Below are 19,862 nucleotides of genomic sequence, written 5' to 3' on the forward strand. Positions count from 1 at the left end.
CCATGTCCACCACCATCGCCGAAGAGATCGTCGACTACGACGAGGCGCTCGAGCGCTACGACCCCGTGATGGGTCTCGAGGTGCACGTCGAGCTCAACACCGCGACCAAGATGTTCTGTGGCTGCGCGACCGGGTTCGGCGCCGAGCCGAACACCCAGGTCTGCCCGGTCTGCCTCGGCCTGCCCGGCGCCCTGCCGGTGGTCAACGAGAAGGCCGTCGAGTCCGCGATCCGGATCGGCCTCGCGCTGAACTGCGAGATCGCCGAGTGGTGCCGGTTCGCCCGGAAGAACTACTTCTACCCGGACATGCCGAAGAACTTCCAGACCTCGCAGTACGACGAGCCGATCGCCTTCGAGGGCCACCTCGACGTCGAGCTCGAGGACGGGACCACCTACCGGGTCGAGATCGAGCGCGCCCACATGGAGGAGGACACCGGCAAGTCGCTGCACATCGGCGGCGCGACCGGCCGCATCCACGGCGCCGACCACTCGCTGGTCGACTACAACCGCGCCGGGATCCCGCTCATCGAGATCGTCACCAAGCCACTGACCGGTGCGGGTGCGCGGGCGCCCGAGGTGGCGCGCGCCTACGTCGGTGCGCTGCGCGAGCTGTTGCGCGCCCTCGGGGTGTCCGACGTGAAGATGGAGCAGGGCTCGCTGCGCTGCGACGCCAACGTGTCGCTGCGTCCGCGGGCCACCAGCGGTCAGTCGCAGGACGACGTGCCGCTCGGCACCCGCACCGAGACCAAGAACGTGAACTCGCTGCGCAGCGTCGAGCGGGCGGTCCGCTACGAGATCACCCGCCACGCGGCGATCCTCGACAAGGGCGAGAAGATCACCCAGGAGACGCGGCACTGGCACGAGGACACCGGCGTCACCACGAGTGGTCGCGAGAAGTCCGACGCCGAGGACTACCGCTACTTCCCGGAGCCCGACCTGGTGCCGGTCGCACCGACCCGCGAGACCGTCGCATCGCTGCGTGGCACCCTGCCCGAGCCTCCTGGTGAGCGTCGTCGGCGGCTCCAGAACGACTGGGGTTACAGCGATCTCGAGATGCGTGACGTGATGAACGCCGGCGCGGTCGAGCTCATCGAGGAGACCGTCGCGGCAGGTGCCACGCCGGCCGGCGCACGCAAGTGGTGGACCGGCGAGCTGGCCCGCCGCGCGAACGCCGAGGGCAAGGGCGTCGAGGAGTTCGGTGTCACGCCGGCCCACATCGCCGAGCTCGACGGGCTGGTCCGTGCCGGCCGGCTCAACGACTCGATGGCGCGCCAGGTGCTCGACGGCGTGATCGCCGGCGAGGGTGCCCCGAGCGAGGTCGCGGACGCCCGTGGCCTCGAGCTGGTGCAGGACGACGGAGCGCTGGAGGCGGCGGTCGACACCGTCATCGCGGCCAACGCCGACGTCGCCCAGAAGGTGCGCGACGGCAAGGTGCAGGCTGCTGGTGCGCTCATCGGCCAGGTGATGAAGGAGATGAAGGGTCAGGCCGACGCGGGCAAGGTGCGCGAGCTGATCCTCGCCAAGCTCACCTAGCGGCGGCCGCCGCCCAGGAGGCCGCCGAGGACGTCGGTGATGATCGAGCCGGTGTCGACGCCTCCTGACTGGGTGCCCTTCGTGGCGCCTCCCAGGACCTGGCCGAGGATGTCGCCGAGGCCACCGCCCGGGGAGGCGCCGGCGCCGGTCTGGGTGGCGTCGGCCGCGCCACCGAGGACCTTCTTGGCCAGCCAGGAGAGCACGATCGGCGCCAGGATCGGGATCAGCTTGGCCAGCAGTCCCTTGCCGGCAGAGCCGCCGACGCCCCCGAGCTGGTTGACCACCTGGTCGCGGTTGTCGCCGAAGATGTGCTGGGCGATCTTGTCGCCCTCGCCCTCGTCGACCTGGTCGAGGTCGACGCCGCCCTCGACCAGCCCTGGGTCGTGCTGCCCGAGCGCCTCGGCGAGCGACGCTGCACCGGCCGGGTCGGCCGCGTTGGCGTCGAGACCACCGAGCAGGGCGGGGAGCGCGGTCCGCGCCGCCTGCTCGACCTCGGCCGGGTCGGCTCCCACCCGCTGCGCGAGCTGCCCGAGGTCGACCTGCGACAGGATCTCGTCCACTGCTGACATGCTGCCCCCTTCAGAGGTGGCCGGCCGTCGTTGGCCCAGCCCTGCGGTCAACGTACCGCCGGAACCGCGCCCTGGGCAGGTCTAGAGGTCGTCGAGGGACAGCGCGACCACCCGGTCGTCATCGGGGCCGGGAGTGCCGCGGAAGGTGTTGCTGGTCAGCACCCACAGTCGGCCGTCGGGCGCCGCAACGGCGTCGCGCAACCGGCCGTACTTCCCCTGCAGCAGTCGGTCGGGCTCACCGATCCCGTTGCTGGTCAGGGGGATCCGCCAGAGCGACTCACCCCTCAGTGCGGTCATCCACACTGCATCATTGGCGACCGCGATCCCACTGGGCGATGCGTCCGACGTGGGCCACTGCACCAGCGGGTCGGTGAAGCCGGAGCGGCCCGCCTTGCCCTCCACGACCGGCCAGCCGTAGTTGCGGCCCGGGCGGATGAGGTTGAGCTCGTCCCACTGGTTCTGGCCGAACTCGCTGGCGAACATCCGGCCGTCCGGGGCCCACGCGATGCCCTGCACGTTGCGGTGCCCGTAGCTCCACACCGGGGAGTCGCCGAAGGGGTTGCCCGGAGCCGCCCGGCCCTCCCTGGTGACCCGCAGGATCTTGCCGCCGAGTGCCCCCTTGTCCTGTGACCGGTCGGTGTCCCCGGCATCTCCGGTCGTCACATAGAGGAACCCGTCCGGGCCGAACGCGAGCCGACCGCCGTTGTGGTTCCCGGCCTTGGGTATGCCGCGCAACACCACCGTGGGCTCCGTCGCCGTGCCGTCGGCGAAGGTCAGCCGCACGACGCGGTTGTCCGACGCGGCGGTGTAGTAGACGAAGATGCTGTGGTCGGTGGCGAAGTCGGGGGAGACGGCCACCCCGAGCAGGCCGCCCTCGCCGTCCGGCTGGACGCCCCGCACCGCGCCGAGCACGGTCGGCTGCTGGCCGGACCGCACCTGCAGGAGCTGCCCCTTGTCACGGAGTGTCACCAGTGCCGAGCCGTCCGGGAGGAACGCCAGCCCCCACGGCACGTCGAGGTCCTTGGCGATGGTCGCGGTCGCGGGACTGCTCGTGGGGCTCGGGCCGGTGGTCGTCGACGACCCCGCGCTCGTCGTGTCGCTGGGCGAGGTGCTCACGACCGGCGCGGACACCGTGCCGGTGCCGTCGGGGTCCTCACCGGAGCAGGCGCCGAGCGCCAGGACGGCAGCCACCCCACCCGTGGTGGCGGCCCGCACGAGGGTGCGACGCGGACGGAACGGTGCACGCTGCATACCCCATTGTGCGTGATCGGCCGGAAGTGCGCCCGCACGCTGGTGGCCGGCGTGGACGCAGCGTCGGCCCTGCGCCGGACGGCGCTAGCGTGCAGGGCATGACTCTGGTGACGCTGCCCGGCCGGGAGTGGGTCCAGGCCGTGGGTCCCATCTCCGGCCTCGAGCTCGCAGTGTGGGAGATGGACGGTCCGCCTGACCGGGCCGACGAGGTGCGGGTGGTGGTGCCGCCCTACGTCGGAGCCGGTCCCCGCCTCGGCCGCCTCGCCGAGGTGCCGCACCTCGAGCTGGTGCAGCTGTTGACGGCGGGCTACGACGACGTCCTGAGTGTCCTGCCCGATGGCGTCCAGCTCGCCAACGCGACAGGGGTCCACGACGCGTCGACCGCCGAGCTGGCCGTCGCGCTCACCCTGGCGAGCCTGCGCGACTTCCCGGACTTCTTCGCGGCGCAACGAGATCGGACCTGGCTGCCTTCGGTCTTCCACCACGCGCTCGCCGACAAGCGGGTGCTGGTGCTCGGCTACGGGTCGATCGGGCGAGCGGTGGCGGCGCGGCTCACGCCGTTCGAGGTGCAGGTCACCGCGGTGGCCAGCAGGGCCCGCGCAGGCGATGACCTGGTGCGGTCGGTGCACGGGGTGGACGAGCTCCCGGTGCTGCTGCCGGACCACGACGTCGTCATCGTGATCGTGCCACTGAGCGAGCACACCGCCGGGCTCGTCGACGACGCGTTCCTCGCCGCCATGCCCGACGGGGCCTTGCTGGTCAACGTCGCCCGCGGTGGTGTCGTCGACACCGACGCCCTCGTGCGACACGCGCAAGCGGGTCGGATCCGTGCCGCCCTCGACGTCACCGACCCCGAACCGTTGCCGGGCGACCACCCCTTGTGGGTCACGCCGAACGTCCTCATCACCCCGCACGTCGGCGGCACCTCCACCGCGTTCATGCCGCGTGCCGCGCGGCTGCTCCAGGACCAGCTCGGCGCCTATGCCGCGGGCCGACCTCTGCGCAACCTCGTCACCTGATCCGAGCGGTCACCCCTGTGCCCGGCCCATGCCGATGCGGTCGACGACGAGCGAGGGCACGTGTGCCGCCTGGGCCTCGTCGCCGGGCGTTGCACGGTCGGGGAAGTCGAACACCGCGACCATCGACTGCATCGGGTAGTCGGGGACCAGGTCGACGGTGCGGATGACGACGTCGTCGACGGTGAAGGTCGCGCCCTGCGGCGTCCAGTCCACTGCGTACGTGTGGAAGTCGCGGACGTCGATCGCCACCCGGGGCGCGGCGAAGTCGTCGCGCAGACGGGGGTCGCGGAACGGGTGCACGCCCATGCCGACCGCCGCGTCCCCGGGAGTGACGGCGTCGCCGAAGACCTCGACCACGCAGAGCTCGCCGCAGCGGTCGGGCTGGTCCTCGAGACCGACCAGCCACCAGGCCGCCATCGAGCGAGCGGTGAGGTCCATCCGGGCCCGCATCTCGAGCCGGCCGAACCGCGGCGTCCACCCCCACCTGGTCTCCTGGGCCTCCCGCACGACTGAACCCTCCCGCACCGGCTGCTGGCCCACGGTGCTGCCGGCCGGACCGGAGAAGACGCCGGACTGGATCCCGGACACCCGCAGCGGGTCGTGGTCGTCAGGGCACCACAGGCCCTGGTCGACCGGGACCATGAGGTGCAGCGCGGAGTCGCGCACGACGTAGGTGGCGGCGCTCGCGGCCCTCGAGCTCCACTGGGGGAGGTAGGAGCGGACCCAGACCGTGGGGTCGAGGTCGTCGCCGTCGAACTCGTCGACGAAGTCCTGGTGGGCCGGGTCGTCCTGGCTGCGCGGGGAACTCGACATGGGCCCATCGTGGCGGGTGCCACCGTCAGTCGTCAGTGCCATGCTGACGGCATGAACGAGACGGTGGTGGGGATCGGGACGCGCAAGGGGCTGTGGCTGGCCCGCAGCGAGGATCGGCAGTCGTGGCGGGTGGAGGGCCCGCACTTCCTCATGAGCGAGGTGCTGTCGCTGCTGTTCGACACCAGGCGCGAGGTGCCGAGGCTGCTGGTGGGGTTCCGGTCGTCGCACTGGGGTCCGTCTCTCCAGCACTCCGACGACCTCGGCGCCAGCTGGGTGGAGCACCCGGAGGGCTCGATCCGCTTCCCGGCCGACACCGACACCGCGCTCAAGGCGACCTGGCAGCTGGTCGCAGACCCCCACGACCCCGACGTGGTCTGGGCCGGCACCGAGCCGCAGGGGCTGTGGCGCAGTGCCGACGGTGGCGAGACCTTCGAGCTCAACCGCGGGCTGTGGGAGCACCCGCACCGGCCGGAGTGGGGCGAGGGCTTCGGCGGCGGCGCGATCCACACCGTGCTGCCGAGCCCGGCCGACGCCGACCACATGCTCGTCGCGATGAGCACCGGCGGTGTCTACAACACCCGCGACGGCGGGCAGACCTGGTCACCGGGCAACACCGGCATCCACGCCTACTTCCAGCCGCACGACGAGTGGCCCGAGTTCGGCCAGTGCGTGCACAAGGTGGTCCGCGACGGGGCAACACCGACGCGCCTCTACGCGCAGAACCACCGTGGCGTCTACCGCTCCGACGACGACGGGGTGACGTGGACGTCGATCGAGGCGGGGCTGCCGACCAACTTCGGCATGACCGCCGTGGCGCACCCGACCCAGGGCGACACCATGTGGCTGGTGCCGATCGCCTCGGACGGCGAGCGGATCCCACCGGCGGCCGAGCTCCAGGTGCAGCGCACCGACGACGCCGGGCAGACCTGGCGCACCCAGCACGAGGGTCTGCCGTCGCCGAGCTACACCAACGTCCTGCGTGACGCCGCAGCACTCGACACCCACGACGAGCCGGGGCTCTACTTCGGCACCCGCAACGGCGAGGTCTACGCCTCGCTCGACGGCGGGGAGTCGTTCGAGCGGATCGCCGAGCAGCTGCCCGACGTGCTCTGCGTGCGGGCGGTGACGCTGTCGTGACCGCCCGCGTCGTCCTGCCCGGCCTGCTGCGCGACCTGGCCGAGGGGGCCGCCGAGCTGCCGGTCGAGCTGGCCGCGGAGGCCCCGCTGGCCGAGGTGCTCGACCGCGCCTTCGAGCCGTGGCCGATCCTCGCGTCCCGGGTGCGCGACGAGCGTGGCCAGATCCGGCGGCACGTCAACGTCTTCGTCGACGGTGAGGACGCCAAGCGCGCCGACGGGGTGCAGACCCCGGTGTCGCCGAGCTCGACGGTGCACGTCATCAACGCCGTCTCCGGCGGCTGACCCCGACGCCTGACCACCCCGACTCCTGACGACCCCGACTCCTGACCACCCCGACTTCTGGCCACCTGTGCGGGGTCAGGACCCCTGATCGGGTCCGACACCCGGCACGAGCGGCCAGAAGTCGCTCACGTCAGGCGGTCCAGACCCCGTCGTCCCACGCGCGGGTCAGGACCGCGGTGTGCGGCGCGAGGTCCCATCCCCGCGCGGTGAGCCAGGCGTCGTCGCGGTAGGTGCCGGCATACCGCTCCGACCCGTCACACAACAGCGAGACGATGCTGCCGGCCTGCCCCCGCTCGGCCATCTCACACGCGAGCCGGAGGACCCCGAAGAGGTTCGTGCCCGTGGAGGCGCCGGCTCGCAGCCCGGTCCGCTCCGCCAGGAACCGCATGCCCGCCACCGAGGCCGCGTCGGGCACCAGCATCATCCGGTCGACCACGCTGGGCACGAAGCTCGGCTCCACGCGCGGTCGGCCGATGCCCTCGATCCGTGACCCGCAGGCGGCCGTGACGCCGTCGTCGTCACCACAGAAGGCCGGGAGGAACGCGGAGTTCTGCGGGTCCACGACGCACACCCGGCTGGCCAGCCCGCGGTAGCGGACGAACCGGCCGATGGTGGCACTGGTGCCGCCCGTCCCCGCGCCGACGACGACCCAGTCCGGCACGGGGTGTCGTTCGCGCGCCATCTGCTCGAAGATCGACTCGGCGATGTTGTTGTTGCCGCGCCAGTCGGTGGCGCGCTCGGCATAGGTGAACTGGTCGAGGTAGTGACCACCGCGCTCGTCGGCGAGCCGGCGGGCCACGTCGTAGACCTCGCCGGCGTCGTCGACGAGGTGGCACCGGCCACCCTCGCGTTCGATCAGGGCGATCTTCTCCGGGCTCGTCGTGCTGACCATGACGGCGATGAACGGCAGCCCGAGCATGCGGGCGAAGTAGGCCTCCGACACCGCGGTGGAGCCGCTCGACGCCTCGATCACGGTGGTGCCCTCGTGCAGCTCGCCGTTGCAGAGCGCGTAGAGGAACAGCGAGCGCGCGAGCCGGTGCTTCAGGCTGCCGGTGGGGTGGGTCGACTCGTCCTTGAGGTAGAGGTCGACGTCCGGCAGGCCCGGGATCGGCACGTGCACGAGGTGGGTGTCGGCGCTGCGGTTGGCATCGGCCTGGATGCGTCGGACCGCCTCGTCGAGCCAGGGCCGGTCGGTCGGGGCCGAGGTCGGCACGTCGATCAGGGCGGGCGCACGCTCCATGAGGAGGAGGCTAGCGGGCGCTCGGCCGCGCTGGTCCGCCCACTCCCGGGACGGCCTGTCAAGACTGGCTGTCCGGCCGCAACGGGTCCATGCTCGGGGTATGACCCTCGCCAGCGATGACAAGGTGCTCATCCTCTTCCGCCACGCCAAGGCGGAACAGGTCTTCGGCAAGCCCGACCACGAGCGCGAGCTGACCCCCCGGGGCGAGCGGGACGCCCGTGCCGCCGGCGCCTGGCTGCACGAGCACGAGCTCGGTCCAGAGCTGGTGCTGTGCTCGACGGCCACCCGCACACGGCAGACCTGGGCCGCGGCTACCGAGGGGGGTGCGTGCGGCGAGAGCGTCGAGTTCGACGACAGCATCTATTCCGGCGGCGCCGAGACGGTGCTCCGGTCGGTGCGTGAGTCGGCGGGGGAGGCGCAGGTGGTCCTGGTGGTCGGCCACAACCCGACGATGGCGATGCTGGCCAGCGGGCTGTCCGAGGGCGACGGGTCGACGGCCGCCCACGACTGCCTTGCTGCCGGCTTCCCGACGTCCTCGATCGCGGTGTTGCGCTACGCCGGGCCGTGGTCGGACCTCACCTTCGGGACGGCCGCGCTCGAGCGGTGCCACGTGTCACGTGGGTGAGCAGGCGGCATACCCGGGGTTTTGGAGCGTGAGACCCGCGTCCCACCCTGTGGACCCGAGTCCTAGACTGCGGCCATGACGACCACCGAGCCCGCTGCGGGCGCCGCCACCGCCGGAGTCGACATCAAGCCGCGCAGCCGCGACGTGACGGACGGGCTCGAGAAGACCGCCGCCCGTGGGATGCTCCGCGCGGTCGGCATGGGCGACGACGACTGGGTCAAGCCGCAGGTCGGGGTCGCCAGCTCCTGGAACGAGATCACGCCCTGCAACCTCTCGCTCGACCGACTGGCCAAGGCCGTCAAGGACGGTGTGCACGCGGGCGGTGGCTATCCGCTCGAGTTCGGCACCATCTCGGTCAGCGACGGCATCTCGATGGGTCACGAGGGCATGCACTTCTCCCTGGTGTCGCGCGAGATCATCGCCGACTCGGTCGAGACGGTGATGAACGCCGAGCGGCTCGACGGCTCGGTGCTGCTCGCCGGGTGTGACAAGTCCCTGCCGGGGATGCTGATGGCCGCGGCGCGCCTCGACCTCAGCTCGGTGTTCCTGTATGCCGGGTCGATCCTCCCGGGCATCGCCAAGCTGTCCGACGGGTCCGAGAAGACGGTCACGATCATCGACGCGTTCGAGGCGGTCGGCGCCTGCGCCGCCGGCCTGATGTCCCGCGAGGACGTCGACGCGATCGAGCGTGCGATCTGCCCGGGCGAAGGCGCCTGTGGCGGTATGTACACCGCGAACACGATGGCGTCGGTCGCCGAGGCCATCGGGATGTCGCTGCCCGGGTCGGCCGCCCCGCCGGCCACCGACCGCCGCCGCGACGGGTTCGCGCGCAAGTCGGGCGAGGCGGTCGTCGAGCTGCTGCGCCGCGGGATCACCGCGCGCGACATCATGACCAAGGAGGCGTTCGAGAACGCCATCGCCGTCGTGATGGCCTTCGGTGGATCGACCAACGCGGTGCTGCACCTGCTGGCGATCGCCCACGAGGCCGAGGTGGACCTCACCCTCGACGACTTCATCCGGGTCAGCGCCAAGGTGCCGCACCTGGCCGACGTGAAGCCGTTCGGGCAGTACGTCATGACCGACATCGACCGGGTCGGGGAGTGCCGGTCGTGATGCGGGCCCTGCTCGACGCCGGCCTGCTGCACGGCGACTGCCTGACCGTCACCGGCCGCACGATGGCCGAGAACCTCGCCGACATCGCCCCGCCCGACGCCGACGGCAAGGTGGTCCGCGCGATGGGCCAGCCGATCCACCGGACCGGAGGCATCACCATCCTGAAGGGCACGCTCGCCCCCGAGGGTGCGGTCGTGAAGTCGGCGGGATTCGACTCCGACGTCTTCGAGGGCACCGCGCGGGTGTTCGACGGCGAACGGGCTGCCATGGACGCCGTCGCGGAGGGCTCGCTCAAGGCCGGCGACGTGGTCGTGATCCGCTACGAGGGCCCGAAGGGCGGTCCGGGGATGCGCGAGATGCTCGCGGTCACCGGCGCCATCAAGGGCGCTGGCCTCGGCAAGGAGGTGCTTCTTCTCACCGACGGGCGGTTCTCCGGCGGGACGACCGGTCTGTGCGTCGGCCACGTCGCGCCCGAGGCGGTCGACGGCGGGCCGATCGCGTTCGTGCAGGACGGCGACCGGATCACCCTCGACGTCGCCAACGGCGTGCTCGACGTGCACGTCGACGAGGCCGAGCTCGCGCGCCGCGCCGAGGGGTTCGTGCCGCCGGAGTCGAAGTACCCGCGGGGGGTGTTGGCGAAGTACCGCAAGCTGGTCGGCAGCGCCAGCGGGGGCGCCGTCTGCGGCTGACCCGTCGAACTCCCGCCGTTCGAGGTGATATCCGACCGGAATCCGGTCGGATATCACCTCGAACCGGCTAGCGGACCTGCTCGATGCGGTCGCGGGTGCCGAGGGGGGAGTGCTCGGCCCGAGGCGGTGCAGCTCACCTCCGCATTCCGGGCAGAATTGACTCCATCGGCACCCGTCGCCGGGCTGGAGCTGAGACGACGGGTCCGGATCGTGGGACCGGCTGTCTCGCGCGTTGACACGACCGGGGGACGGCGGGAGAGTTCTCGTGTGGCACGAATCCTCGTACTTCACTAGCGCGCCGGCTCCCCGAGCCAGCGCGCTGCCCTCCGTCGTCCTCACCCGAGGACTGGAGGGCTTTTTTGTGAGCAGATCCAGACGAGCAGCACCCTGAGCAGATCCAGACGAGCAGCACCCTGAGCAGCACCGAGAAGCGAAAGCGGTAGTGACGTGAGTGACGCGACACCGGCAGCGAGCCCGGCGCCGACCCCGGCGCCGACCCCGGCCCCGACTCCGGCCCCGACTCCGGCGCCCAGCCCCTCCCGGCTGGCCGAGCAGGCGCGGGCGAAGGTGCCCGCCGAGGTGACCGGTGCGCAGAGCCTCGTGCTCTCGCTCGAGGCGATGGAGGTCGACACCGTCTTCGGCATCCCGGGCGGGGCGATCCTGCCTGCCTACGACCCCCTGCTCGACTCGGTCAAGGTCCGCCACATCCTCGTCCGGCACGAGCAGGGCGCCGGCCACGCTGCCGAGGGTTATGCCAGCGCGACCGGCAAGGTCGGGGTCTGCATGGCGACGTCCGGCCCGGGCGCCACCAACCTGGTCACCGCGATCGCCGACGCCTACATGGACTCGGTGCCGATCGTGGCGATCACCGGTCAGGTCGCCTCCGCCGCCATCGGCACGGACGCCTTCCAGGAAGCCGACATCCGCGGCATTACGATGCCGATCACCAAGCACAACTACCTCGTCACGAACGCCAGCGACATCCCGCGGGTCATCGCCGAGGCCTTCCACATCGCCTCGACGGGTCGTCCGGGTCCGGTCCTCGTCGACATCTCCAAGGACGCCCTCCAGGCGAGGACCTCGTTCTCGTGGCCGCCGAAGTACGACCTGCCCGGTTACCGGCCGGTGGCGCGTCCGCACAACAAGCAGATCCGTGAGGCGGCGCGGCTGATCGCCCAGGCCAAGCGCCCGGTCTTCTACGTCGGCGGTGGTGTGGTGCGGGGCCGCGCGTCCGACGCGCTGCGGGAGTTCGTCGAGCTGACCCAGATACCCGTCGTCACCACGCTGATGGCCCGTGGCGCCGTGCCGGACAGTCACCCGCTCCACCTGGGCATGCCGGGCATGCACGGGTCGGTCGCCGCCGTGACCGCGCTGCAGAAGTCCGACCTGCTGATCACCCTCGGCGCCCGGTTCGACGACCGCGTGACGGGTCAGCTGTCGACGTTCGCGCCCGAGGCCAAGGTGATCCACGCCGACATCGACCCCGCCGAGATCTCCAAGAACCGCACCGCAGACGTGCCGATCGTGGGCGACGTGCTCGAGGTCATCGAGGAGCTCGTCAAGGCGGTCGCCGCCGACCACGCGGCCGGCGCCACGGGCGACTACGCGGCGTGGCGTGAGCAGACCGCCGGCTGGAAGGCCACCTTCCCGCTCGGCTACACCGTGCCCGAGGGCGAGGAGAGCGTCTCCCCGCAGCACGTCATCGAGCGGATCGGCGCGATCAGCGGTCCCGAGTCCATCTACGTTGCGGGCGTGGGCCAGCACCAGATGTGGGCTGCCCAGTTCGTGCAGTACGAGCGACCGAACGCCTGGTTGAACTCCGGCGGCCTCGGGACGATGGGGTATGCCGTGCCGGCCGCCATGGGCGCAAAGGTCGCCGAGCCGGACCGCGTCGTCTGGGCGATCGACGGGGACGGCTGCTTCCAGATGACCAACCAGGAGCTCGCGACCTGTGTCATCAACAACATCCCGATCAAGGTCGCGATCATCAACAACAGCAGCCTCGGCATGGTGCGCCAGTGGCAGTCGCTGTTCTACGACAAGCGTTACTCCAACACCGACCTGCACACGTCGGTCGGCAGCCGGATCCCCGACTTCGTCAAGCTCGCCGATGCCTACGGCTGTGTCGGCCTGCGCTGCGAACGGCCCGAGGACGTCGATGCGACGATCAAGAAGGCGATGGAGGTCAACGACGTCCCGGTGATCGTCGACTTCGTCGTCCACCGCGACGCGATGGTCTGGCCGATGGTCCCGGCCGGGGTCAGCAACGACGCCATCCAGGTGGCCAAGGACACCGCCCCGCAGTGGGACCGCGAAGAGGACGAGGCGACCGAGCAGCCCGAGGACGCCGACAAGGACGGGAAGTGATGGCGATGAGCAAGCACACCCTGTCGGTCCTGGTCGAGAACAAGCCCGGCGTCCTGGCCCGGATCGCCGCGCTGTTCTCGCGGCGCGGCTTCAACATCGACTCGCTGGCGGTGGGGCCGACGGAGCACCCGGAGATCTCCCGCATGACGGTCGTGGTCGACGTCGACGCACTGCCCCTCGAGCAGGTGACCAAGCAGCTCAACAAGCTGATCGAGGTCCTCAAGGTCGTCGAGCTCGAGCCGACCGCGTCGGTCCAGCGCGAGATCCTGCTGGTGAAGGTCCGCACCGACATCCACAGCCGCAGCCACGTCCTCGAGACGGTCCAGCTCTTCCGTGCCAAGGTCGTCGACGTCGCCAGCGACACCCTCACCATCGAGGTCACCGGCAACCGCGACAAACTCGCGGCCTTCCTCGAGGTGATCGAGCCGTTCGGCGTGAAGGAGCTCGTGCAGTCCGGCATGGTCGCCATCGGCCGCGGCACCCGTTCGATCACCGACCGCGCGATGCGCTCGGCCTGACCCCCAACCCACCGAAGACAGACAACCTAAGGAGTGGCCACCGTGGCCGAGATGTTCTACGACGACGACGCTGACCTGAGCGTGATCCAGGGCAAGAAGGTGGCCGTGATCGGCTACGGCAGCCAGGGCCACGCCCACGCGCTCAACCTGCGCGACTCGGGGGTCGACGTGCGCGTCGGCCTGGCCGAGGGCAGCAAGAGCCGGGCCAAGGCGGAGGCCGAGGGGCTGACCGTGAAGTCCGTCGCCGATGCCGTCAAGGAGGCCGACCTGGTCGTCATCCTGACACCCGACCAGGTGCAGCGCACGGTCTACGCCGATGACATCAAGCCCCATCTCAAGGAGGGGGCGGGCCTGCTCTTCGGGCACGGCTTCAACATCCGCTTCGACTACATCCAGCCCGAGCCCGGCTCCGACGTGATCATGGTGGCCCCCAAGGGCCCCGGTCACCTGGTGCGTCGCGAGTACGTCGACGGACGTGGGGTGCCGGTGCTCCTGGCGGTCGAACAGGATGCCTCCGGCGGCGCCTGGGCCCTGGCCCAGTCCTACGCCAAGGCGATCGGTGGCCTGCGGGCCGGCGGGATCAAGACCACCTTCACCGAGGAGTGCGAGACCGACCTGTTCGGTGAGCAGGCGGTGCTCTGTGGCGGTGCGTCCCAGCTCGTGCAGTACGGCTTCGAGACGCTGGTCGAGGCCGGCTACCAGCCCGAGGTCGCGTACTTCGAGTGCCTCCACGAGCTGAAGCTGATCGTCGACCTGATGGTCGAGGGCGGCATCGCCAAGCAGCGCTGGTCGGTGTCCGACACGGCCGAGTACGGCGACTACGTGTCCGGGCCGCGGGTGATCGACCCGAGCGTCAAGGAGAACATGCAGGCCGTGCTCGGCGACATCCGCAACGGCGCGTTCGCCAAGCGGTTCATCGACGACCAGGACGCCGGTGCCCCGGAGTTCAAGGCGTTGCGCGAGAAGGGCGCCCAGCACCCGATCGAGGCCACCGGCAAGGAGCTGCGCAAGCTGATGAGCTGGATCAAGGAGACCGACAGCGACTACGTCGAGGGCTCCGCGGCGCGCTGACGCACCTCCCCGCGCGGGCACCCGCGCACCACACGGTATGCCGGCCGGTCCCCTTCGGGGGGCCGGCCGGTGTCGTCTCCCCAGCAGCCCCGACGGCGACTGTCCACAGTTTGTCCACAACGGTGGACAAACTTTCGACATCGGGGGAGATGCCTCTGGTGACCAGCCTGCCGTGTGATCTTCGTGTCACATGCCGAGCCAGAGCATCCACATGCTGAGCCGCGCCGTATGCTGTCGGCCGGGCACAGCGTGGTGCCGGACCTCCATGAGCATCGAACATGAGCATCGAACCCGATGACCATCAGTGACCCCACCGAAGGAACTGACACGTGAGCAAGCCGATCGTGCTGATCGCCGAGGAACTCTCGCCCGCCACCATCGACGCCCTCGGGCCCGACTTCGAGGTGCGCCACGTCGACGGCGCGTCCCGCGAGGCGCTGCTGCCGGCCCTCGCCGATGTCGACGCCGTCCTGATCCGGTCCGCCACCAAGATGGACTCCGAGGCCATCACGGCCGCCAAGAACCTCAAGGTCATCGCCCGCGCCGGGGTGGGCCTGGACAACGTCGACGTGCCGGCGGCCACCCGCGCCGGCGTGATGGTCGTCAACGCACCGACCTCCAACATCACGTCCGCCGCCGAGCTCGCGGTCGGCCTCCTGCTCTCGACCGCACGCAACATCGCCCCGGCCAACCAGGCCCTCAAGGGTGGTGCGTGGAAGCGCAGCAAGTACGGCGGTGTCGAGCTGCTCGACAAGAAGGTCGGTGTCGTCGGGTTCGGCCGGATCGGCCAGCTGGTGGCCGAGCGGCTCAAGGGCTTCGGCATGGAGATCCTCGCCTACGACCCCTACGTCTCCCCGCAGCGAGCAGGTCAGCTCGGCGCCCAGCTCGTCACCCTCGACGAGCTGCTCGAGCAGAGCGACTTCATCACGGTGCATCTGCCCAAGAGCCCCGAGACGTTGGGCCTGATCGGCAAGGAGGCGCTCCTGAAGGTCAAGCCCACGGTGCGCATCATCAACGCCGCACGCGGCGGCATCGTCGACGAGGAGGCCCTGGCCGAGGCGCTGCGCGAGGGCCGTGTGGCGGGCGCCGGGATCGACGTGTTCGCGACCGAGCCGACGACCGAGAGCCCGCTCTTCGAGCACGAGTCCGTCGTGGTGACCCCCCACCTCGGTGCCTCCACCGACGAGGCCCAGGAGAAGGCGGGCGTCTCGGTGGCGAAGTCGGTGCGGCTGGCGCTGGGTGGCGACCTCGTCCCCGACGCGGTGAACGTCTCCGGTGGCGTCGTGCCCGAGGAGGTCCGCCCCGGCATTGCCCTGGTCGAGAAGCTCGGCCGGATCTTCACCTCCCTCGCCGGCTCGGTGCCGGTGCAGCTCGACGTCGATGTCCAGGGCGAGATCACCGAGCACGACGTCTCGATCTGGAAGCTCGCGGCCCTCAAGGGCCTGTTCACCGATGTCACCGAGGACCCGGTGACCTACGTCAACGCACCGCTGCTCGCCGAGCAGCGGGGCTGCGAGGTGCGGCTGCTCACCGACCCGACGACGCAGGACTTCCGCAACGTCACGACGCTGCGCGGCACCCTGGCCGACGGCTCCACGATCAGCGTCGCGGGCACGCTCACCGGTCCCCGCCTGATCGAGAAGGTCGTGGGGGTCAACGGGTTCGACATCGAGGTGCCGCTGACCGAGCACCTCGCCTTCTTCACCTACGTCGACCGCCCCGGCGTGATCGGCACCGTGGGTCGCCTCCTGGGCGACGCCCAGGTCAACATCGCCGGCATGCAGGTGGCCCGCAACGAGAAGGGCGGACAGGCTCTGGTCGCCCTCACCGTCGACAGCCGCATCCCGGCCGACGTCCTCGACGCGATCGTCACCGAGGTCGGGGCCGACGTGAGCGTCGTCGACCTCGCCGACTGACCGGGCGCGATCCCGAGCACAAGGCGAGTCAGTGCCGCCCCGAGCGGCGCTGACTCGCCTTTTGCATGAGCTACCGCCGGGGGGAGCGGCGCTGACTCGCCTTTTGTATGAGCCACCGCCGGGGGAGCGGCGCTGACTCGCCTTTTGTATGAGCCACCGCCGGAGGAGCGGCGCTGACTCGCCTTTTGTATGAGCTACCGTCGGGGGAGCGGCGCTGACTCGCCTTTTGTATGAGCTACCGCCGGGGGAGCGGCGCTGACTCGCCTTTTGTATGAGCCACCGCCGGGGGAGCGGGTATGCCGGGGGGCCGGCTCAGCCCCGCGGCGGGCCGTCGTGCAGGACCAGGTTGAACAGGATGCTGTCGCGCCAGTCGCCGTCGAGGTAGAGGAACGCGGGGATGCGACCGACCTCCGCGAAGCCGCACCGGCGCAACACCGACTGCGACGGCTCGTTGGCCACCATCGTGCTGGCACCCAGCCGGTGCAGGCCGAGGTCGCGGCCGCGTTGCACGAGGTGCTCGACGAGGGCGACCCCCAGACCGCGTCGCAGGTGCGCCACGTCGACCCAGTAGCCGAGGTCCGCACCGAGCATCGCCCCGCGCACGATGTTCTGGAGGTTGGCCGCCCCGACGACGTCGTCGCCGTGCCAGAGCACGGAGCAGTCGAACAGGTCGAGCTCGACCTGGCGCAACCGGCCGTCGACCACCTCGCGCTGCCCGGCCTCGGTGAAGAAGGCTTCCGGCCGGGACGGCTCCCAGGGGCGCAGGTGCTCGCGGTTGCGCACGGCTGCGGCCGCGAGCGCAGCGGCGTCGGCGGCGGTGAGGGGGTGCAGGAGGTAGCCGTCGGGGAGCACGACGCCAGCCTAGGCTCACCCCGCGCCAGCACTGTGGCGGCGGTCACGTCCAGCCATGTCTCACTGCGTGGGAAACGGGTGTCGTTTAGTTGGACGTCCACGTAACCTCGAAGACATGACGCGGCAGGTCGTAATTCTTATCCGCCGCGGCGAGTTCCGGTAGTCAGCCCACTCGCCGCGGAGATCCCGCGTGCGTGGCTGACAGTGGCACCCCGACATCCGGCGAGTGCCCGGTGTGAGACACCGAGAACCACCCAGACCCAGTCCTGTTGCGACACAGGCGAATGCGTGAGGAAGCGATCAACATGAGCGAAGAGGCCGAGAAGGCACGTCAGGCACTGCAGGAGTCGATGGACCTGCGCGAGCAGGGTCACTCCGACGACTGACCAGCACCACAACAGGATCCGCACCAGGTCGGTGCGACGACGAACGGCTCCGGGCGCCAGCCCGGAGCCGTTCGTCATGTGAGACGCGGGTATCAGATCGCAAGACCGTCTTTAGGCTGGTCCCATGTCCTCCGAGAGCGCCGGCCACGACACCGGGACCACCACCGGGACCGACACCGTCAACCTCGCCGTCATCGGTGGCGACGGGATCGGTCCGGAGGTCGTCGCCGAGGGCCTGAAGGTCCTCGAGGCCGCCACCGCGGGCACGGGCACCAAGTTCCACACCACGGAGTACGACCTCGGCGCGCGACGCTGGCACGCCACCGGTGAGACCCTGCCCGACTCCGTCCTGGAGGAGCTGCGCGGCCACGACGCGATCCTGCTGGGCGCGATCGGCGACCCGACGGTCCCGAGCGGCGTCCTCGAGCGTGGGGTGCTGCTCCCCTTGCGGTTCGCTCTCGAGCAGTACGTCAACCTCCGGCCGGCCAAGCTCTTTCCGGGAGTGCAGAGCCCGTTGGCCGTCGAGCGGGTGGCCCCCGACGGCATCGACTTCGTCGTCGTCCGCGAGGGCACCGAGGGCCCCTACGTCGGCAACGGTGGGGCCCTGCGCACCGGCACCCCCCACGAGATCGCGACCGAGGTCAGCGTCAACACCCGGTTCGGTGTCGAGCGCGTCGTGCGTGACGCGTTCGCCCGCGCGCAGGGTCGCCCGCGCCAGCACCTCACCCTGGTCCACAAGCACAACGTCCTCACCCACGCCGGCCACCTGTGGCGGCGCACCGTCGAGGAGGTGGGCGTCGAGTTCCCCGAGGTCACGACGGCATACCAGCACGTCGACGCGGCCACGATCTTCCTGGCCACCGATCCGGGACGGTTCGACGTCATCGTCACGGACAACCTGTTCGGCGACATCATCACCGACATCGCCGCGGCGATCGTCGGCGGCATCGGGCTGGCCGCGAGCGCGAACATCAACCCCGAGCGCACCGCCCCGAGCATGTTCGAGCCGGTGCACGGCTCGGCGCCCGACATCGCCGGCCAGGCCAAGGCCGACCCGACTGCGACGATCCTCTCGGTCGGCATGCTCCTGGAGCACCTCGGACGGTCGGACGAGGCGGCCCGCGTCGAGCGTGCGGTCGAGGCCGACCTCGCCTCGAGAGGTGACGCCGTACGCAGCACCCCCGAGGTCGGCGACGCGATCGCGTCCGTCCTCTAGAGCACTGGCTGCATCCGACGTCTCCTGCCCGGGTGGTGGGCCGGGCAGGTAATCTCGGCAGGAGGAACCGCACCCCGCCCCAGGGGTGGATCACCAGGAGGACTCCATGAGCCAGACCACCGCCCCGCTGACCTTCGAGGTCACCCGCCGCAGCGACCCGCGGCCGGACGCGGAGCGGGAGGCGGTACTGGCCAACCCCGGGTTCGGGACGACCTTCACCGACCACATGGTCACCGCGACCTGGCGGCGCGGTGAGGGCTGGACCGACGGCAAGGTGGTCCCCTACGGGCCGATCACGCTGATGCCGTCGGCAGCGGTGTTGCACTACGCCCAGGAGATCTTCGAGGGCATGAAGGCCTACCGCCACGAGGACGGCTCTATCTGGACCTTCCGGCCCGAGGCCAACGCACAGCGGATGCTCCGCAGCGCTCGTCGGATGACCCTCCCGGAGCTGCCGGAGGAGGACTTCCTTGCCTCGCTGCGCGCGCTCGTGGAGGTCGACCAGGCCTGGGTGCCGTCCGGGACGAGCGGTGAGTCGAGCCTCTACCTGCGACCCTTCATGTACGCGTCCGAGGCCTTCCTCGGCGTCCGCCCGGCGGCCGAGGTGACCTACTCCGTGATCGCCTCCCCGGCGGGCGCCTACTTCAGCGGTGGCATCAAGCCGGTGACGCTGTGGCTGTCCACCGACTACGCGCGCGCGGGTGAGGGCGGCACCGGTGCCGCCAAGTGCGGCGGCAACTACGCCTCCAGCCTGGCCGGCCAGCTCGAGGGCATCGAGAACGGCTGCGACCAGGCCGTCTTCCTCGACGCCTCGACGCACACCTACGTGGAGGAGCTCGGTGGCATGAACCTGTTCTTCGTCACCAAGGACAACCGCCTCGTCACGCCCGAGCTCACCGGCTCGATCCTCGAGGGCGTCACCCGCTCGTCGGTGCTGGCGCTGGCCAAGGAGATGGGCCTGGAGCCCGAGGAGCGTCGGGTGCCCATCCAGGAGTGGAAGGACGGCGCGGCCAGCGGCGACATCGTCGAGATCTTCGCCTGCGGCACGGCTGCCGTGATCACCCCGGTGGGGGAGCTGCGCTGGGACGGCGGCTCGTGCGACCACCGCGGCGGGGTCGACTACGGCGAGGTCACCCGCTCGATCCGCGAGCGCCTCCTCGACATCCAGTACGGCCGCGCCGAGGACACCCACGGCTGGCTCACCCGCCTCGTCTGACCCGACGCCGCGGCACCACGCACCCGAGGTGCGCCGCCCGCTCCCCGGAGT

17 protein-coding genes and 1 pseudogene are annotated in these 19,862 nt (G+C 70.7%); 13 read left to right on the forward strand and 5 right to left on the reverse strand.

Going from position 1 to position 19,862, the window contains the following annotated elements; translation table 11 throughout:
* Window positions 1-2: 2 nt before the first annotated feature.
* Window positions 3-1,532, forward strand: coding sequence for an Asp-tRNA(Asn)/Glu-tRNA(Gln) amidotransferase subunit GatB (gene gatB / locus BLQ34_RS01525; protein WP_091780559.1), 1,530 nt, complete (start codon window positions 3-5; stop codon window positions 1,530-1,532).
* Here the strand turns inward: gatB and BLQ34_RS01530 are convergent.
* Both BLQ34_RS01530 and BLQ34_RS01535 read right to left on the reverse strand, forming a co-directional pair.
* Window positions 1,529-2,101 carry a DUF937 domain-containing protein gene (locus BLQ34_RS01530; RefSeq protein WP_091780561.1) on the reverse strand — a complete coding sequence of 191 codons (573 nt, stop codon included), beginning with the start codon at window positions 2,099-2,101 and terminating at the stop codon, window positions 1,529-1,531. The two genes, gatB and BLQ34_RS01530, sit on opposite strands and share 4 nt — an antisense overlap.
* An 81-nt stretch (window positions 2,102-2,182) precedes the next feature.
* Window positions 2,183-3,352 carry a PQQ-dependent sugar dehydrogenase gene (locus tag BLQ34_RS01535; protein ID WP_091780564.1) on the reverse strand — a complete coding sequence of 390 codons (1,170 nt, stop codon included), beginning with the start codon at window positions 3,350-3,352 and terminating at the stop codon, window positions 2,183-2,185.
* A gap of 98 nt (window positions 3,353-3,450) precedes the next feature.
* Between BLQ34_RS01535 and BLQ34_RS01540 the strand changes: the two genes are divergently transcribed.
* Window positions 3,451-4,371: a 2-hydroxyacid dehydrogenase gene (locus BLQ34_RS01540; RefSeq protein WP_091789058.1), complete on the forward strand. Its 921-nt coding sequence runs from the start codon at window positions 3,451-3,453 to the stop codon at window positions 4,369-4,371.
* 9 nt (window positions 4,372-4,380) lie between these two features.
* On the opposite strand, the gene BLQ34_RS01545 is transcribed toward BLQ34_RS01540, so the two are convergent.
* Window positions 4,381-5,184: a glycoside hydrolase family 16 protein gene (locus BLQ34_RS01545; RefSeq protein WP_091780566.1), complete on the reverse strand. Its 804-nt coding sequence runs from the start codon at window positions 5,182-5,184 to the stop codon at window positions 4,381-4,383.
* A 51-nt stretch (window positions 5,185-5,235) separates the two neighbouring features.
* Here BLQ34_RS01545 and BLQ34_RS01550 point away from each other — a divergent pair, with 51 nt between their 5' ends.
* Together BLQ34_RS01550 and BLQ34_RS01555 are read left to right on the forward strand one after the other, a co-directional pair.
* On the forward strand, window positions 5,236-6,321 hold the full coding sequence (locus BLQ34_RS01550; RefSeq protein ID WP_091780568.1) for a WD40/YVTN/BNR-like repeat-containing protein: 1,086 nt from the start codon (window positions 5,236-5,238) through the stop codon (window positions 6,319-6,321).
* Window positions 6,318-6,602: a MoaD/ThiS family protein gene (locus BLQ34_RS01555; RefSeq protein WP_197674753.1), complete on the forward strand. Its 285-nt coding sequence runs from the start codon at window positions 6,318-6,320 to the stop codon at window positions 6,600-6,602. The genes BLQ34_RS01550 and BLQ34_RS01555 overlap by 4 nt, the downstream gene beginning before the upstream one ends.
* A 130-nt stretch (window positions 6,603-6,732) precedes the next feature.
* On the opposite strand, the gene BLQ34_RS01560 is transcribed toward BLQ34_RS01555, so the two are convergent.
* Window positions 6,733-7,842 (reverse strand): PLP-dependent cysteine synthase family protein, encoded by a 1,110-nt coding sequence (locus BLQ34_RS01560; RefSeq protein WP_091780571.1) that lies wholly within the window; start codon window positions 7,840-7,842, stop codon window positions 6,733-6,735.
* Between the two features lie 100 nt (window positions 7,843-7,942).
* Here BLQ34_RS01560 and BLQ34_RS01565 point away from each other — a divergent pair, with 100 nt between their 5' ends.
* The 6 genes and pseudogenes from BLQ34_RS01565 (at window position 7,943) to serA (ending at window position 16,141) form a co-directional block, all read left to right on the forward strand.
* Complete coding sequence (locus BLQ34_RS01565) at window positions 7,943-8,467, forward strand: SixA phosphatase family protein (protein WP_091780573.1); 525 nt, start codon at window positions 7,943-7,945, stop codon at window positions 8,465-8,467.
* A 75-nt stretch (window positions 8,468-8,542) separates the two neighbouring features.
* Window positions 8,543-10,269, forward strand: a pseudogene (ilvD, locus tag BLQ34_RS01570) (dihydroxy-acid dehydratase).
* A 543-nt stretch (window positions 10,270-10,812) separates the two neighbouring features.
* Window positions 10,813-12,636 (forward strand): acetolactate synthase large subunit, encoded by a 1,824-nt coding sequence (locus BLQ34_RS01575; protein ID WP_407946415.1) that lies wholly within the window; start codon window positions 10,813-10,815, stop codon window positions 12,634-12,636.
* A 5-nt stretch (window positions 12,637-12,641) separates the two neighbouring features.
* Window positions 12,642-13,154, forward strand: a complete 513-nt coding sequence (ilvN, locus tag BLQ34_RS01580; protein ID WP_056922718.1) for an acetolactate synthase small subunit — start codon at window positions 12,642-12,644, stop codon at window positions 13,152-13,154.
* Window positions 13,155-13,196: 42 nt separating this feature from the next.
* Window positions 13,197-14,225, forward strand: coding sequence for a ketol-acid reductoisomerase (gene ilvC, locus BLQ34_RS01585; RefSeq protein WP_091789064.1), 1,029 nt, complete (start codon window positions 13,197-13,199; stop codon window positions 14,223-14,225).
* A 329-nt stretch (window positions 14,226-14,554) separates the two neighbouring features.
* Window positions 14,555-16,141, forward strand: a complete 1,587-nt coding sequence (gene serA, locus BLQ34_RS01590) for a phosphoglycerate dehydrogenase (RefSeq protein WP_091780577.1) — start codon at window positions 14,555-14,557, stop codon at window positions 16,139-16,141.
* A 312-nt stretch (window positions 16,142-16,453) separates the two neighbouring features.
* On the opposite strand, the gene BLQ34_RS01595 is transcribed toward serA, so the two are convergent.
* A complete protein-coding gene (locus tag BLQ34_RS01595; protein WP_091780580.1) occupies window positions 16,454-16,993 on the reverse strand; it encodes a GNAT family N-acetyltransferase in 540 nt (179 codons plus the stop codon).
* 284 nt (window positions 16,994-17,277) lie between these two features.
* Between BLQ34_RS01595 and BLQ34_RS01600 the strand changes: the two genes are divergently transcribed.
* From BLQ34_RS01600 to BLQ34_RS01610, 3 genes are all read left to right on the forward strand, one after another.
* Entirely contained in the window at window positions 17,278-17,379 is a 102-nt protein-coding gene (locus tag BLQ34_RS01600; protein WP_091780582.1) for a 3-isopropylmalate dehydrogenase, read from the forward strand.
* Window positions 17,380-17,503: 124 nt separating this feature from the next.
* Entirely contained in the window at window positions 17,504-18,595 is a 1,092-nt protein-coding gene (locus tag BLQ34_RS01605) for a 3-isopropylmalate dehydrogenase (RefSeq protein ID WP_091780585.1), read from the forward strand.
* Window positions 18,596-18,701: 106 nt separating this feature from the next.
* Window positions 18,702-19,811, forward strand: coding sequence for a branched-chain amino acid aminotransferase (locus BLQ34_RS01610; RefSeq protein WP_091780587.1), 1,110 nt, complete (start codon window positions 18,702-18,704; stop codon window positions 19,809-19,811).
* The last annotated feature ends 51 nt before the right edge of the window (window positions 19,812-19,862 follow it).

Origin of the sequence: Pedococcus dokdonensis, assembly GCF_900104525.1 — a bacterium.
Lineage (GTDB): Bacteria > Actinomycetota > Actinomycetes > Actinomycetales > Dermatophilaceae > Pedococcus > Pedococcus dokdonensis.